Origin of the sequence: Enterobacter ludwigii (assembly GCF_001750725.1) — a bacterium.
In the GTDB taxonomy this organism is placed as follows: domain Bacteria; phylum Pseudomonadota; class Gammaproteobacteria; order Enterobacterales; family Enterobacteriaceae; genus Enterobacter; species Enterobacter ludwigii.
Window position 1 is genome coordinate 1,325,025 of sequence record NZ_CP017279.1, and the last position, 14,467, is coordinate 1,339,491.

General features: G+C 53.3%; 15 protein-coding genes and 1 pseudogene. 10 read left to right on the forward strand and 6 right to left on the reverse strand.

From position 1 onward, the window contains the following. Nucleotides 1-146 precede the first annotated feature (146 nt). Complete coding sequence (locus tag BH714_RS06345; protein WP_040017360.1) at nt 147-893, forward strand: YnfC family lipoprotein; 747 nt, start codon at nt 147-149, stop codon at nt 891-893. 16 nt (nt 894-909) lie between these two features. Here the strand turns inward: BH714_RS06345 and speG are convergent, their stop codons facing one another. Both speG and BH714_RS06355 read right to left on the reverse strand, forming a co-directional pair. Then, nucleotides 910-1,470: a spermidine N1-acetyltransferase gene (speG, locus tag BH714_RS06350; protein WP_020884265.1), complete on the reverse strand. Its 561-nt coding sequence runs from the start codon at nt 1,468-1,470 to the stop codon at nt 910-912. Then, on the reverse strand, nt 1,470-1,808 hold the full coding sequence (locus BH714_RS06355; RefSeq protein ID WP_020884264.1) for a DUF1283 family protein: 339 nt from the start codon (nt 1,806-1,808) through the stop codon (nt 1,470-1,472). The genes speG and BH714_RS06355 overlap by 1 nt, the downstream gene beginning before the upstream one ends. A 152-nt stretch (nt 1,809-1,960) precedes the next feature. On the opposite strand from BH714_RS06355, the gene BH714_RS06360 reads away from it, so the two are divergent. The 5 genes from BH714_RS06360 to BH714_RS06380 all read left to right on the forward strand — a co-directional run bounded on the left by BH714_RS06360 (nt 1,961) and on the right by BH714_RS06380 (nt 7,786). Further along, nucleotides 1,961-2,287: a YnfA family protein gene (locus BH714_RS06360; RefSeq protein ID WP_040017363.1), complete on the forward strand. Its 327-nt coding sequence runs from the start codon at nt 1,961-1,963 to the stop codon at nt 2,285-2,287. Between the two features lie 113 nt (nt 2,288-2,400). Next, nucleotides 2,401-3,615: a starvation-sensing protein RspA gene (gene rspA / locus BH714_RS06365; protein ID WP_020884262.1), complete on the forward strand. Its 1,215-nt coding sequence runs from the start codon at nt 2,401-2,403 to the stop codon at nt 3,613-3,615. Between the two features lie 14 nt (nt 3,616-3,629). Next, nucleotides 3,630-4,649 (forward strand): Zn-dependent oxidoreductase, encoded by a 1,020-nt coding sequence (locus tag BH714_RS06370; RefSeq protein WP_040017367.1) that lies wholly within the window; start codon nt 3,630-3,632, stop codon nt 4,647-4,649. 73 nt (nt 4,650-4,722) lie between these two features. Further along, complete coding sequence (locus BH714_RS06375; RefSeq protein WP_040017370.1) at nt 4,723-6,102, forward strand: MFS transporter; 1,380 nt, start codon at nt 4,723-4,725, stop codon at nt 6,100-6,102. Between the two features lie 220 nt (nt 6,103-6,322). Then, on the forward strand, nt 6,323-7,786 hold the full coding sequence (locus BH714_RS06380; protein WP_040017373.1) for a mannitol dehydrogenase family protein: 1,464 nt from the start codon (nt 6,323-6,325) through the stop codon (nt 7,784-7,786). A gap of 43 nt (nt 7,787-7,829) precedes the next feature. On the opposite strand, the gene ydfZ is transcribed toward BH714_RS06380, so the two are convergent. Continuing rightward, nucleotides 7,830-8,033 carry a putative selenium delivery protein YdfZ gene (ydfZ, locus tag BH714_RS06385; RefSeq protein ID WP_013096785.1) on the reverse strand — a complete coding sequence of 68 codons (204 nt, stop codon included), beginning with the start codon at nt 8,031-8,033 and terminating at the stop codon, nt 7,830-7,832. 288 nt (nt 8,034-8,321) lie between these two features. Here ydfZ and BH714_RS06390 point away from each other — a divergent pair, with 288 nt between their 5' ends. After that, complete coding sequence (locus BH714_RS06390) at nt 8,322-8,753, forward strand: universal stress protein (RefSeq protein WP_040017374.1); 432 nt, start codon at nt 8,322-8,324, stop codon at nt 8,751-8,753. Between the two features lie 35 nt (nt 8,754-8,788). Here BH714_RS06390 and BH714_RS06395 read toward each other — a convergent pair whose 3' ends face one another. Together BH714_RS06395 and ydfG are read right to left on the reverse strand one after the other, a co-directional pair. Continuing rightward, nucleotides 8,789-9,475: a GntR family transcriptional regulator gene (locus BH714_RS06395; protein WP_014169893.1), complete on the reverse strand. Its 687-nt coding sequence runs from the start codon at nt 9,473-9,475 to the stop codon at nt 8,789-8,791. A 91-nt stretch (nt 9,476-9,566) separates the two neighbouring features. Next, complete coding sequence (ydfG, locus tag BH714_RS06400) at nt 9,567-10,313, reverse strand: bifunctional NADP-dependent 3-hydroxy acid dehydrogenase/3-hydroxypropionate dehydrogenase YdfG (protein ID WP_020884259.1); 747 nt, start codon at nt 10,311-10,313, stop codon at nt 9,567-9,569. 142 nt (nt 10,314-10,455) lie between these two features. On the opposite strand from ydfG, the gene dcp reads away from it, so the two are divergent. From dcp to BH714_RS06410, 3 genes and pseudogenes are all read left to right on the forward strand, one after another. Further along, nucleotides 10,456-12,489: a peptidyl-dipeptidase Dcp gene (gene dcp / locus BH714_RS06405; protein WP_040017375.1), complete on the forward strand. Its 2,034-nt coding sequence runs from the start codon at nt 10,456-10,458 to the stop codon at nt 12,487-12,489. Between the two features lie 85 nt (nt 12,490-12,574). Next, nucleotides 12,575-12,863: pseudogene (locus tag BH714_RS24185) on the forward strand (DUF4113 domain-containing protein); the annotation flags it as partial. Nucleotides 12,864-13,194: 331 nt separating this feature from the next. Next, nucleotides 13,195-13,704, forward strand: a complete 510-nt coding sequence (locus BH714_RS06410) for a DUF1963 domain-containing protein (protein WP_236918388.1) — start codon at nt 13,195-13,197, stop codon at nt 13,702-13,704. Between the two features lie 76 nt (nt 13,705-13,780). On the opposite strand, the gene BH714_RS06415 is transcribed toward BH714_RS06410, so the two are convergent. After that, entirely contained in the window at nt 13,781-14,287 is a 507-nt protein-coding gene (locus tag BH714_RS06415; RefSeq protein WP_040017376.1) for a P-loop nucleotide/nucleoside kinase family protein, read from the reverse strand. Nucleotides 14,288-14,467: the final 180 nt, after the last annotated feature.

A 14,467-nucleotide genomic window follows, 5' to 3' on the forward strand; every position in this document is an offset into this window, starting at 1 on the left:
AGCAGGTGTGTTTCCTGTTCAACGGCGGGCACAGCGCCTTCGCGTTCTGGCGAGGTTTTGCAGAGGGTAAGAGAGATTAATGCATTGATTGTACGTCTCTTTTCGCCTGACATTTTGCTATCGTGTGAACAACGGTATTTGCTAATATGATCGGGAATACTCTCCCTGATTCGGTAAATGATGTGAAGAACTACGCAGCGATAACGCTACTGGCAGCAACACTGGTGGGGTGCGACAACCCTTCCGCGCCGCTGTCGTTTACGCCCGAGATGGCGAGCTTCTCCAATGAATTTGATTTTGACCCTCTGCGCGGCCCGGTAAAAGACTTCACCCAGACACTGTTCAATGACAAAGGTGAAGTCTCCAAACGGGTAACCGGTACGATGTCGACGGAAGGGTGTTTCGATACCCTCGAACTGCACGACCTCGAGGCCAATACCGGCGTGGCGCTGGTACTGGATGCTAATTACTACCTTGATGCGGAAACCCAGCAGCGAAAAGTGAAACTGCAGGGGAAATGCCAGCTGGCCGAATTACCGTCGGCGGGCGTAACGTGGGATACCGACGATAACGGGTTTGTGGTGGCGGCGCACGGCAAAGAGATGGAAGTGAAGTACCGCTATGATGCGGATGGCTATCCGCTGGGGAAAACCACCGTCTCCGGGGACCAGCATTTATCCGTCCAGTCGACGCCGTCTAAAGATCTTCGCAAAAGAATGGATTACTCCGCCGTGAGCATGCTGAATGACAAGCCGCTGGGCAACGTCAATCAGAGCTGTGATTACGATCGACACAATAATCCGGTGAGTTGCGATCTGACGATCACCGACAACAGCGTGAAGCCCGCCGTTGAGCACAAGTACACCATTAAGAACAGTATTGAATACTACTGAGAAAAAACCGCGCAGGTTACTGCGCGGTGGGTTTCAGCAGGCTGGCGCCTGACGGTTTGTGTCCGGCCAGGTGCTGATGCTGGAAGATGCACATGCGAATGGTGTTGCGGTATTCACCGTTGATAAAGAACTCGTGAACCAGTTCGCCTTCCACCATAAAGCCCAGCTTGCGGTAGATATGGATTGCTTTCTCGTTCTCTTTATCCACGATGAGATAAAGCTTGTAGAGATTCAGGACGTTGAATCCGTAATCCATCGCCAGCTTCGCCGCCCGCGTGGCAAGACCTTTCCCCTGATGCTCAGGTGAAATGATAATCTGGAATTCTGCCCGACGATGAACGTGGTTGATCTCAACCAGTTCCACCAGACCGGCTTTTTCACCTTCACACTCCACGACAAAACGGCGTTCGCTCTGATCGTGAATGTGCTTATCGTAGAGATCCGACAGCTCAACAAACGCCTCGTAAGGCTCTTCGAACCAGTAGCGCATCACGCTGGCGTTATTGTCGAGTTGGTGGACGAAGCGCAGGTCTTCACGCTCCAGCGGGCGGAGCTTAACGTCACACTGCACTGACATTATGGCGCGACCGTGCGGCCAGTACGACGATCCAGGCAGCGCAGGGTATTTGGCTCCCAGTAGGCGTTAACGTTGGCACTTTGCTGACACTTATCGCGCGCGTCGAAAGCGACATCTTCTTTGTCCCACTCTTTTTCAACACGTTTGTTCACCTTCTGACGAAGGCTACGGGTGTCATTCCATTGTTCTTTGTCCATGGCGGCGTTCTGACGGCTTTGCGCGCTGTCACCAGACTCAATAATGAGTTTGCTGGTTTCGGCGGTGGCAGAGGCGGCAAAGGCGAACGATGACAGCGCCAGCAGGGCTGTCAGACAAAGGCGTTTGCTTAATGTAGTCATAGCGTTTCCTTTTAAATGGGCGCAGATAATTAATTTATCCCGTTCAGATTCTACACCAAAGAGAAATAACGGCATACCCGCGGCACGGGTATGGAAAAGTAAACGATATCATCAGGTATGATGTCTAAATAAATCATCACATAACCGTAAATATGCTCAAAACCACTCTGCTTTTTTTTGCCACCGCGCTGTGTGAAATCATCGGCTGCTTCCTTCCGTGGCTCTGGCTGAAGAAGGGGGCAACCATCTTCCTGCTGATCCCGGCGGGCATTGCGCTGGCCCTGTTTGTCTGGCTGTTGACGCTGCACCCGGCGGCCAGCGGGCGCGTCTACGCCGCTTATGGCGGGGTTTATGTCTGTACCGCGCTGCTGTGGTTACGCGTGGTGGATGGTGTGAAGCTCAGCGCGTATGACTGGGCCGGGGCGCTGGTTGCGCTGTGCGGCATGTTGATTATTGTTGCCGGATGGGGGCGCGCCTGAGCGCCCGATTTTTTTGTGACCGTTCGCTGATTTTATGATCATTATACTTGTATGGTAGTAGTGCAGAAGAGTAAGTTTCCAGCATCACAATGAGCGATGTAAGGAAATGGATTATGAAGATTGTCGGGGCTGAAGTCTTTGTTACCTGCCCGGGGCGTAACTTTGTCACCCTTAAAATTACCACCGACGAGGGCATCGTCGGCCTGGGTGATGCCACCCTCAATGGACGTGAACTTTCAGTGGCCTCTTATCTGAAAGATCACCTTTGCCCGCAGTTGATCGGCCGTGATGCGCACCGCATTGAGGATATCTGGCAGTTCTTCTATAAAGGCGCCTACTGGCGTCGTGGTCCGGTCACCATGTCGGCCATTTCCGCCGTGGATATGGCACTGTGGGATATCAAAGCCAAAGCGGCCAATATGCCGCTCTATCAGCTGCTGGGCGGCGCATCCCGGGAAGGGGTGATGGTCTATTGTCATACCACCGGACACTCCATTGATGACGTGCTGGAAGATTACGCCCGGCATAAAGAGATGGGCTTTAAGGCGATCCGCGTCCAGTGCGGCGTGCCGGGTATGAAAACCACCTATGGCATGTCGAAAGGTAAAGGGCTGGCCTACGAGCCCGCCACTAAAGGTGACTGGCCGGAAGAGCAGCTCTGGTCCACCGAAAAATACCTCGATTTCACACCGAAGCTGTTCGATGCGGTGCGCAGTAAATTTGGCTTTAATGAGCATCTTTTGCACGACATGCACCACCGTTTGACCCCGATTGAGGCGGCGCGATTCGGTAAGAGCATTGAAGCATTCCGTATGTTCTGGATGGAAGATCCTACGCCTGCGGAAAACCAGGCCTGCTTCCGTCTGATCCGTCAGCACACGGTCACGCCGATTGCGGTTGGAGAAGTGTTTAACAGCATCTGGGACTGCAAGCAGCTTATTGAAGAGCAGCTTATCGACTATATCCGCACCACCATTACCCACGCGGGCGGCATCACCGGCATGCGGCGCATCGCGGACTTCGCCTCGCTTTATCAGGTGCGTACCGGCTCACATGGACCGTCGGATCTGTCGCCTGTTTGCCACGCCGCCGCGCTGCATTTTGACCTGTGGGTGCCAAACTTTGGTGTACAGGAATATATGGGTTACTCCGAACAGATGCTGGAGGTCTTCCCGCACAGCTGGCGCTTTGATAATGGCTATATGCATCCGGGCGACAAACCCGGGCTGGGCATTGAATTTGACGAAAAACTGGCGGCGAAATACCCGTACGATCCTGCCTATCTTCCGGTTGCCCGTCTCGAAGATGGCACGTTGTGGAACTGGTAAACGAGGAGCGAACGATGAAAAGCGTAGTGATTCAACAACCCAATGCACTGGTGATTGAAGATCGTCCACTTCCGGAACCCGCGGCAGGTGAAGTGCGCGTCAACGTCAAACTGGCCGGTATTTGCGGTTCAGACAGCCATATTTACCGCGGGCATAATCCGTTTGCCCGATACCCGCGCGTGATTGGCCATGAATTTTTTGGTGAGATTGATGCCGTTGGTGAGGGTGTTGACCCGGCCCGCGTGGGCGAGCGCATCTCGGTTGACCCGGTGATCAGCTGCGGACACTGCTATCCGTGCTCCGTGGGCAAACCCAATGTCTGTACCTCTCTGGTGGTGCTGGGCGTTCATCGCGACGGAGGCTTTAGTGAGTATGCCGTCGTACCGGCAAAAAATGCCTGGGTTGTTCCGGATGCTATTCCTGATAAACACGCGGTAATGATCGAGCCGTTCACGATTGCCGCTAACGTGACGGGCCACGCACAACCCACCGGGCAGGATATCGCCCTGATCTACGGCGCAGGCCCCATGGGGCTTGTCACCCTCCAGGCGCTGAAAGGTGTCTATAAGGTGAAGCAGGTTATCGTTGTGGATCGGATCAATGAACGGCTGGCGATGGCGCAACGCAGCGGCGCGGACTGGGTGTTCAACAACGCGGAGCTGTCGTTACAGGCGGCGCTGGAAGAAAAAGGGATCAAACCGACGCTTATTATTGACGCAGCCTGTCATCCGACAATTTTACAGGAAGCCATCACCATTGCCTCTCCGGCGGCACGCATCGTGCTGATGGGGTTTTCCAGCGACCCAAGCCAGATTGTTCAGCAGGGGATCACCGGAAAAGAGCTGGCGATATTCTCATCACGGCTGAATGCCAACAAATTCCCCGTCGTCATCGACTGGCTGGAAAAGGGGTTGATCGACCCGGACAAACTGATCACCCACACTTTTGACTATCACCACGTAACAGACGCCATCGAACGGTTTGAAAAAGATCAGCGGCAGTGCTGCAAAGTCTTACTCACGTTCGGGCAATAATAATTCACGCGGTTAAGAGCCTGCGCAGACAGGCTCTGAGTGGTACGCATCTTACCTTGCAGAGATAGCCATTATGACGCAAACACAACCACAAAGAACGACTTCAGATCTGGTGAAAGCCGCCGTTTCCGGCTGGCTGGGTACCGCACTGGAGTTTATGGATTTCCAGCTCTATTCGCTGGGGGCCGCACTGGTATTCCATGAGATCTTCTTCCCGGAACAATCGGCCGCAATGGCGCTGATTCTGGCGATGGGGACGTACGGCGCAGGCTATATCGCGCGCATTGTCGGCGCCTTTATCTTCGGGCGAATGGGCGACAGCATTGGCCGTAAAAAGGTGCTGTTTATCACCATTACTATGATGGGGATCTGCACGACCCTGATCGGGGTCTTGCCGACCTACGCGCAGATTGGGATTTTCGCGCCCGTCCTGTTAGTGACGCTGCGTATCATCCAGGGGCTGGGAGCAGGGGCTGAAATCTCCGGCGCCGGCACCATGCTGGCGGAGTACGCCCCTAAAGGGAAACGCGGCATTATCTCCTCGCTGGTGGCGATGGGCACCAACTGCGGGACGCTAAGTGCAACGGCTATCTGGGCAATTATGTTCTTCGCCCTCGACCGCGAACAGTTGGTTGCCTGGGGCTGGCGTGTACCGTTTCTTGCAAGCGTGGTGGTAATGATCTTCGCCATCTGGCTGCGAATGAACCTCAAGGAGAGCCCGGTATTTGAAAAAGTGAACGAGGCTGAGACAACCGCACCGGTGACAAAACACGATTTATCATTTGCAGCGATGGTGAAGAGTAAGTCCTTCTGGCTGGCAACCGGGCTGCGTTTTGGTCAGGCGGGGAATTCGGGTCTGATCCAGACGTTTCTTGCCGGGTATCTGGTTCAGACGCTGCTGTTCGATAAAGCGATCCCCACCGATGCACTGATGATAAGCTCAATCCTCGGGTTTATCTCTATCCCGCTGTTGGGCTGGCTCTCCGATAAAGTAGGGCGTCGTCTGCCGTACATTCTGCTCAATATCTCCGCCATTATTCTGGCGTACCCGATGCTGTCGATTATCGTTGATAAGAGCTATGCGCCGGGCGTGATCATGCTTTCCATCATCGTTATCCATAATTTCGCCGTACTGGGACTGTTCGCCCTGGAAAACATCACGATGGCGGAGATGTTTGGCTCGCGTAACCGCTTTACCCGGATGGCTATCTCAAAAGAGGCGGGCGGGCTGGTGGCGGTAGGCTTTGGGCCAGTGCTCGCCGGGATCTTCTGCAATATGACCGGTTCCTGGTGGCCAATTGTCTCCATGATGATCGCTTACTCCGTGATTGGGCTGATCGCCGCCATCTGCATGCCAGAGGTCTGCGATCGTGATTTGAGCGTGGCGGAAGATGCGGCGGAGGGGCCGGCACGTGATTCCGTCGGCTATGGGGCGGTTTCATCGCGGCGGTAATGGTTTATATCTTTAGTGACCTGTCACACAACTTTATGTTCATGTCACACCACATACGTAAAAGTTAATATAAATCAAAATCTCAAACTGCAGGATCAGTATGGTTAATGGCAGTTCTTTTTTACCCCGACTGCCATTCTAGTTGGTGTAGTCAGCAGGCGCTGCTGCTCATATAGAGCGGCAGCGAATCCCAGCGTACATAACTTAACGAGTCTTAATCATGGAAAACCGGTTATTACAGGCGAAAGCGACGCTTCCTCAGTACGATCGCGATCGCCTCAAGGCACGCATTGTTCATTTAGGGTTTGGCGCATTTCACCGTGCGCATCAGGCGGTGTACGCCGACATTCTCGCCGTGGAGCACAACAGCGACTGGGGTTACTGTGAGGTAAACCTGATTGGCGGTGAACAGCAGATTGCCGATCTGAACGCACAGGATCATCTCTACACCGTGGCGGAAATGTCTGCCGATGCGTGGACATCGCGGGTGGTGGGCGTGGTCAGGAACGCACTGCATGCACAGGTTGACGGGCTGGAACGCGTGCTGACCGCACTGTGTGAGCCGCAGGTGGCGATTGTCTCGCTCACTATTACTGAAAAGGGATATTGCCACTCGCCGGCGACCGGGAAACTGATGCTCGATCACCCGTTAATCGCCGCCGACCTGCAAAACCCGCATCAGCCGAAATCTGCGCCGGGTGTGGTCGTGGAAGCACTCGCGCGACGCAAAGCTGCCGGGCTGCCCGCGTTTAGCGTCATGTCCTGTGACAATATGCCGGAGAACGGTCACGTCATGCGTAATGTGACCTGCGCTTATGCCCGCGCGGTTGACGGCGAGCTGGCAGACTGGATTGAATCCAGCGTCACTTTCCCGTCCACCATGGTGGATCGCATTGTTCCCGCGGTTACACCGGAGACGCTGGATAAAATTGAACAGCTGACCGGCGTTCGTGACCCGGCAGGCGTGGCGTGCGAACCGTTCCGTCAGTGGGTGATTGAGGACAACTTTGTCGCAGGCCGTCCGCAGTGGGAAAAGGCCGGGGCGGAGCTGGTTTCAGACGTCATTCCGTTTGAAGAGATGAAGCTGCGCATGCTTAACGGCAGTCACTCTTTCCTCGCGTATCTTGGTTATCTGGCGGGGTACCCGCATATCAACGATTGCATGGAAGACGCGCACTACCGTACTGCCGCCCATGCGCTGATGCTGAACGAGCAGGCGCCGACCTTAAAAGTGAAAGGCGTTGATTTAGGCCACTATGCTGACCTGTTGATTGCCCGCTACAGCAACCCGGCGTTACGTCACCGTACCTGGCAAATCGCGATGGACGGCAGCCAGAAGCTCCCGCAGCGTATGCTCGATTCCGTGCGCTGGCATCTGGTGCATCAAAAAAGCTTCCCGCTGTTGGCATTAGGCATTGCAGGCTGGATGCGGTATGTCGGTGGTGTCGATGAGCAGGGCAACGCTATCGACGTGAGCGACCCGCAGCTGGCGGTCATTCAGGCGGCGGTGAAGGGAAGTGCTGAGGGCGAAGACCGGGTGAAGGCGCTGCTGGGCATTGAGGCCATTTTTGGCAAAGAACTCCCGCATGAAACCGTCTTTGTGGATGCGGTAATGCGTGCTTACCAGACGTTACTGCAAAAAGGTGCAAAAGCCACGGTCGCAGAGTACGCGGCGAACGGCTAAGTCATCACATGCCGCCGCGTGCGGCGGCATGATGTCGCATGAATCAGTGCATACCCAGGCGAATCAGTTCAATCGGTTCGAACTTACCTTCGCAACCTTCCACTTCTACCGTTTTGCTGCGACGCACCTGCGCGGCATCCAGCCCTTCGCTGTGGATCGCTTTAATCACGCCGGTGTGTCCTGTGCCATTGATCATTACACGGCTGCCGGTGGTAATTGCGTTACGGTTACGGTCGTATGTCATCATGGTATTTTCTCCTCTCTCACTTATCCGTTACGGCGCTATTTCAGGTTTCACCGTTCACGGGGCACTATAAATACGCCTGTCTGCATCTCATTTTTTTGTTTTTGATCAAACTCACACTTTTTTCTCAATATTGGTGGGTGCTGACGGTTCACGACAGCAATTTACAAAGCCCACATTTATTTTCCTTTATTGATAGTTTCTGCAGGCAAGCGTTTAGGGTTTGTTTATATTGCGGCTGTCATTCTTGAAGCAGGGAATACCCCTTCACAGGAATAAGGAGTCAGGCTTATGTATAAGAAGATTTTAATGCCTGTTGATGTATTTGAAATGGAATTGAGCGACAAAGCGGTTCGCCACGCGGCTAACCTTGCAAAGGCGGAAGGCGCGTCGATTACGCTGGTGAACATTCTCCCCAACAGCAGCCGCTCGTTGCTGCGCGGATTCAACGCCGATATCAAAAAGTTTGAAGCGTTTATGACCGCTGAATCCGGGAAGAAAATGAACGAGCTAAAAAGGCTGTTTGATCTCCCCGGGGAGAATATCCACAGCCTGGTCTGCTTTGGCAACGTGCGTGACGAAATTATCAAACTGAGCAAAGAAGGGGAATATGACGTGATCGTCATCGGGTCGAAAAACCCGCGCATCAGCACCCATCTGCTCGGTTCAAATGCGGAATCTATCCTGCGCTATGCGAGTATTCCGGTGCTGGTGGTTCGCTAATCTCTTCGCCGCAACCGAAACGGGGGCGGCGTATTTTACTCTTCGCTAAACCAGTCGCTGTTTTCCTGACGAATTAACTGTACGGATTCGCTGATTTCCTGCAGGTGCAGCGTCATCGCTTTTTCTACACCGTCCTGATCGCGTTTTTCCAGCGCACTGAAAATATCATGATGCTGTCGTAGCAACATTTCCGGTGGTGAGACGTGGTCGAGGCTCATATAGCGCACGCGGTCGATGGTGGCTTTGATGTTTTCAATCGTGTCCCAGGCCAGTTGACAGTCCGCAATTTGCGCCAGCTTCTGGTGAAACTCGTCATCAAGCTGGAAGAAGTCGTTGAGCTGTTTGCGGTCAATCGCAATACGCTGCTGATGCAGGTTTTGCTCCAGCAGGTAGCACTGGTTGTCATCAATCAAGGATGCGGCACGGCGCGCCACCGCGCACTCAATGGCCTGACGGACAAAACAGCCGTTACGCACCTGGGAGAGCGAGATTTTGTTCACATAGCTGCCGCGCTGCGGGCGGATCTGAATCAGACCGTTTTCTGCAAGCTTGATAAACGCCTCACGCACGGGCTGGCGGGACACGTCAAACCGCACGGACACCTCTTTTTCAGAGAGCGGCGTTCCGGGTGGGATCAGGCAATGGACAATATCACGTCGCAAAATGCGATAGATTTGCTGATTTACGGGCTGGGTAGGATTGAGTTGCGATTCAGCGGCCATGAGTTGTCATTTCTCAGAGAGTTAGCCTGAACATACTACCATTCTTTTATGGCCTGAAACAGACCCGGCCCGCAGGCCGGGAAGGGCAATGTTAGCCACGATGGACGCTAAGTCCGCCAAAACTCTGGCTGACTGGCATCATTTCTACCGTGTTAATGTTGACGTGTTTTGGCAGCGTTGCCACCCACCAGACCGCTTCGGTGACATCTTCCGGCGTCAGGGCGTTCGCATTCTCGTAGGTTTTGTCTGCTTTCGCGTCATCACCTTTAAACCGGACGTTAGAAAATTCGGTTCCGCCTACCAGGCCCGGCTCAATATCGGTCACGCGAATGGCGGTGCCGTGCAGATCGGTACGCAGGTTAAGGCTGAACTGACGCACGAAGGCTTTGGTCGCGCCATAAACATTACCGCCCGCATAAGGCCAGCTTCCTGCGGTCGAACCGATGTTAATAATGTGGCCGCGATTGCGCTCAACCATGCCTGGCAGCACGGCGCGGGTCATGTACACCAGCCCTTTGTTGTTCGTGTCGATCATGTTTTCCCAGTCTTCGACGCTGGCTTTGTGGGCAGGCTCCATACCGAGCGCCAGACCGGCATTGTTGACCAGCAGGTCAATGGCACGCCATTCGGCCGGCAGGTTAGCAATCATCTCTTCGATGGCGGCACGGTTACGGACATCAAGCTGCGCGGTCAGGATGCTGTCACCCAGCTCATCTTTCAGCTCCTGCAGACGCTCCTGACGACGACCCGTCGCAATCACCTTATGCCCGTTGGCGACGAAGCGACGCGTGATGCTTTCACCAAAACCTGCCGTTGCCCCGGTAACTAAAATAATCATCTCACTGTTCCTCAACGCTTTTTGTGTTGTACTAACATAGCACGGCCGCGAAGGATGCGTTAAGGCAACATTTGTATGACGGCATTGCAGGCAGTGGCGGCCTGGCCTACTCTGGGAAGATAACCGTACTCAGGAGTGAAAGATGTCGGCCACTAATCCCTTTTTTGAAAGCAGCCTGTTGCCTTATCAGGCACCCCGATTCGACGAAATCAACGACGGCCACTACCGCCCGGCATTCGATGAAGCGATACGCCAGAAGCGAGCCGAAATTGACGCGATTGTCGCGCAAACGGCCGCCCCCGATTTCAACAATACCGTGCTGGCGCTCGAAAAAAGCGGTGCCATGCTCTCGCGTGTCAGCAGTGTTTTCTTCGCCATGACCTCTGCGCACACCAATGATGACTTACAGGCGCTTGAGGAGCAGATCTCTACCGAGCTTGCTGCCCTGGCGAACGATATCTGGCTTAACGACACGCTGTTCTCTCGCGTGGAGAGCGTCTGGCAGGATTGTGCTGCGCTGGACGCCGAATCCCGTCGGCTGGCAGAAGAGACGTACCAGCACTTTGTGCTGGCCGGTGCGCGGCTGAATGATGCAGAAAAAGCGGAGCTGAAAGCGCTGAATACCGAGGCGGCGACCCTCACCAGCCAGTTTAATCAGCGTCTGCTGGCCGCCACCAAAGCCGGTGGGCTGGTCGTGGATTATGCTCATCAGCTTGATGGACTCAGTCCTGACGAGATTGCGACGGCTGCCCATGCCGCCGCGGAGAAAGGGCTGAACGATCGCTGGTTGATTCCGCTGCTGAATACCACTCAACAACCCGCTCTTTCCGCGCTGCGTGACCGTCAGACGCGCGAAAATTTGTTTAACGCGGGCTGGACGCGTACCCAGAAAGGGGATGAAAACGATACCCGGGCACTGATCCTGCGTCTCACCGCGTTGCGTGCGCGTCAGGCAAAATTGTTGGGGTTTGAGGACTACGCAAGCTGGAGTATCGCCGATCAAATGGCGAAAACACCTGCCGCCGCGTTGGCTTTTATGCGCGGAATTGTGCCCGCCGCACGCACCCGAGCGACGCTTGAGCAGGCCGATATCCAAAACGTGATTGATGACGAGCAGGGCGGGTTCACCGTGCAGGCGTGGGACTGGGCCTTTTATGCTGAGCGTGTGCGCCAGGCGAAATATGCTCTCGACGAGTCGCAAATCAAGCCGTACTTTGCGCTCAACACCGTGTTGCAGGATGGCGTATTCTGGGCTGCAAGCCAGCTGTTTGGCCTCCGCTTTGTCGAGCGTTTCGATATTCCGGTTTACCATCCTGATGTCCGTGTGTGGGAAATTTTCGACCACACCGGTGAAGGGATGGCGCTGTTCTACGGTGATTTCTTTGCCCGCGAATCGAAAGCCGGTGGGGCGTGGATGGGGAATTTCGTCGAGCAATCGTATGAGTTTGCCTCGCGCCCGGTTATCTACAATGTCTGCAACTATCAAAAACCGGCTAACGGTCAGACGGCGCTGATCTCCTGGGACGATGTGGTTACCCTGTTCCACGAGTTTGGTCATACGCTGCACGGTCTGTTTGCCAGCCAGCGCTACGCCTCCCTCTCCGGCACCAATACGCCGCGTGATTTTGTCGAGTTCCCATCGCAAATCAACGAGCACTGGGCGAGCCATCCGCAGGTGTTTGCCCACTATGCCCGCCACTATCAGACAGGAGAGCCGATGCCCGAGGCGCTGCGCGATAAAATGCTTAACGCGACGCAGTTTAATAAAGGTTATGACATGACCGAGCTGCTTAGCGCTGCGCTGCTGGATATGAACTGGCACGGCATCAGCGAACCCGTGGACGATGTTGACACCTTTGAAGCCGCAGCACTGCACAAAGAGGGACTGGATCTGCCCGCCGTTCCACCGCGCTATCGCAGCAGCTACTTCGCCCATATCTTCGGCGGCGGCTATGCGGCAGGGTATTACGCCTACCTGTGGACGCAGATGCTGGCAGACGATGGCTATCAGTGGTTTGTTGAGCAGGGCGGCTTAACTCGCGAGAACGGGCAAAAATTCCGTGAAGCGATTTTGTCGCGCGGGAACAGTAGTGATTTAGCTGAACTTTACCGCCAGTGGCGTGGGCACGATCCGAAGATTGAACCGATGCTGAAGAATCGTGGATTGAATGCTTAAGGGCTTTTTTAGTATGGGAACAGAACCGGGCGCGATGCCCGGTTTTTTTTGACCGATTTTTCTTCCCCAAAATCATTAACGCCGCATAAAGTGCCTGGATAAAATCTGGAAGGATAGCCATCGTTACCAGAAAGCCGGAATCATGTTGGGTGACTTCTTCAGCCAGGGGGGGCCCAGCTCAACCTTTTCGATGAGAACGCACCGTATGCTGGCAGCGAAAAGTTGATTGAGGTGCTCGATCACCTGAATGCGAAAGAGGGAAAGGCACGCTTTACTTTGCAGGACAGGGCATACAGCAGTATTGGCAGATGAAACGTGAAATGCTGTCGCCGAGATATACGACCAGATATTCAGATCTGCTAAGGGTCCGGTGATTTTCCCAATTTCCAGGGCCGTTATGTGCCAGGAGCGGACCTCCGTTACTATTCTGAAGAGGAAGCACAGAAATATTTAGGTCTGTTGTGTAATAATTACGATATATAATAAAAACTTCTCTATTTCAGAATCCAAGAGTATGGGCATACGCAAGGATGCAATTATGAAATCCAAGAGTGCGTTAGTTTTAGAAGAACTCAGATCCAAATTACGTACTGCATCTGTGGCACAAGTCGGTGGTTTCCGCCCTACAGCAGACCCAATTACATCCTGGTTTTTAAAAGAGTCGCTCTTCCAGGTGAAGGGTTGCCAGTTTGGAAGGGGCAGCCGATGTTTCCGCTTCTCCAGATTCGCGTAGATGAGCTTCCCGTGATTCCTGAACAACTGAAGGGGATCGCGCTCTTAGTGCTTTATCATAATATGGAAAGCCATCCATTTGATAAACCTCATGGCGAGGGGTGGTTAATACGAGAATACGCCACCCTTGATGGGCTTGAGTTATTGCCTGCAATTAACACTCCATATCGAGCATTTCCGGTTCGGTGGGTGAGTGTCAATGATGATGCTCCAGGATGGGAGGACGCTTGGGATATTATTGACTTGTCTCACGTAAACGATGATGAGGATGCAAGTGATAGATTCTATGATGGTTTTAACCGGTACAGGGGAACCAAGGTTGGAGGATATCCAATGGAGATACAACATGGTGTGGGGATTCAAGATTTTGTCTTTCAAGTGGGGTCAGAAGAAAAAGTAAACTGGATGTGGGCGGACAATGGTATCGGCTACTTTCACAAATCCCCAGAGGGGCTTTGGACGTTTTCATGTCAGTTTTACTAGAAACTCAACGTCCTCTCATCGCTCGTAGCGGACCTTGCGGCTCTTATGCCGGTCCGCTTTGTGCAGAAAGGTAAATTCAGCTGTATTCAATAATATCAAACCCTTCATCAGCCGTTGGCTCTGCGAAAAAGTGCGTTATGGTTTCAAATTGTTGATCTGAGGCTATAAATTTATGCATTCCTTCTGCATTACGGGCGCGCAAGCGGGATTTACATACTTCATCAGTAACTTTCAGGTAATGCAGCCTGTTACTGGCACCTGACTCCTTAATGATGCTCATCATCCATTCACGATTGGTTTGTGTGTTTGCCGGAAAGTCCAGAACTACGGATAAACCCGCTTTGAGTAGCGACACCAGGTGAGGCTTCATAGCGTTTCTGAGTCTTGAGGAATACTGCACATAATTAGCTATGGATTGCATTTCATTGGCAAAGAGGGCAGCCAGCCAATAATCTTCACTGACAATTATGGTGCCGGGTAATGCACCTAACTTTGCTGACAATGTGGATTTGCCTGATGCAATTTTCCCACATAACAAGTGCAAAGTGGGTTTTTCTGACGTTGTTACTGAAGCGATATCCATTATTTACCTCACTGGATTGTTACCGGTAAGGCCCGCCTTACCGGCGGGAAAATGGCGAAAGTTATCCCACCTGAGTCAGACAGGTGATAATAATTATTGAATGGAATAGGACAGAGTGTGTTTTCATTGTCATTCAAGTTAACAGGGCCTGAATGCAAAATCAGCAATTTTTTCCCTTAT

Excerpts from the sequence above, each read along its gene's own strand:
- ydfZ (WP_013096785.1), bottom strand. The coding sequence starts at position 8,033 with ATGATGACATACGACCGTAACCGTAACGCAATTACCACCGGCAGCCGT.
- BH714_RS06415 (WP_040017376.1), bottom strand. The coding sequence starts at position 14,287 with ATGGATATCGCTTCAGTAACAACGTCAGAAAAACCCACTTTGCACTTG.
- BH714_RS06370 (WP_040017367.1), top strand. The coding sequence starts at position 3,630 with ATGAAAAGCGTAGTGATTCAACAACCCAATGCACTGGTGATTGAAGAT.
- BH714_RS06375 (WP_040017370.1), top strand. The coding sequence starts at position 4,723 with ATGACGCAAACACAACCACAAAGAACGACTTCAGATCTGGTGAAAGCC.
- rspA (WP_020884262.1), top strand. The coding sequence starts at position 2,401 with ATGAAGATTGTCGGGGCTGAAGTCTTTGTTACCTGCCCGGGGCGTAAC.
- BH714_RS06395 (WP_014169893.1), bottom strand. The coding sequence starts at position 9,475 with ATGGCCGCTGAATCGCAACTCAATCCTACCCAGCCCGTAAATCAGCAA.
- ydfG (WP_020884259.1), bottom strand. The coding sequence starts at position 10,313 with ATGATTATTTTAGTTACCGGGGCAACGGCAGGTTTTGGTGAAAGCATC.
- BH714_RS06360 (WP_040017363.1), top strand. The coding sequence starts at position 1,961 with ATGCTCAAAACCACTCTGCTTTTTTTTGCCACCGCGCTGTGTGAAATC.
- BH714_RS06390 (WP_040017374.1), top strand. The coding sequence starts at position 8,322 with ATGTATAAGAAGATTTTAATGCCTGTTGATGTATTTGAAATGGAATTG.
- dcp (WP_040017375.1), top strand. The coding sequence starts at position 10,456 with ATGTCGGCCACTAATCCCTTTTTTGAAAGCAGCCTGTTGCCTTATCAG.
- BH714_RS06380 (WP_040017373.1), top strand. The coding sequence starts at position 6,323 with ATGGAAAACCGGTTATTACAGGCGAAAGCGACGCTTCCTCAGTACGAT.
- BH714_RS06345 (WP_040017360.1), top strand. The coding sequence starts at position 147 with ATGATCGGGAATACTCTCCCTGATTCGGTAAATGATGTGAAGAACTAC.
- speG (WP_020884265.1), bottom strand. The coding sequence starts at position 1,470 with ATGTCAGTGCAGTGTGACGTTAAGCTCCGCCCGCTGGAGCGTGAAGAC.
- BH714_RS06355 (WP_020884264.1), bottom strand. The coding sequence starts at position 1,808 with ATGACTACATTAAGCAAACGCCTTTGTCTGACAGCCCTGCTGGCGCTG.
- BH714_RS06410 (WP_236918388.1), top strand. The coding sequence starts at position 13,195 with ATGTTTCCGCTTCTCCAGATTCGCGTAGATGAGCTTCCCGTGATTCCT.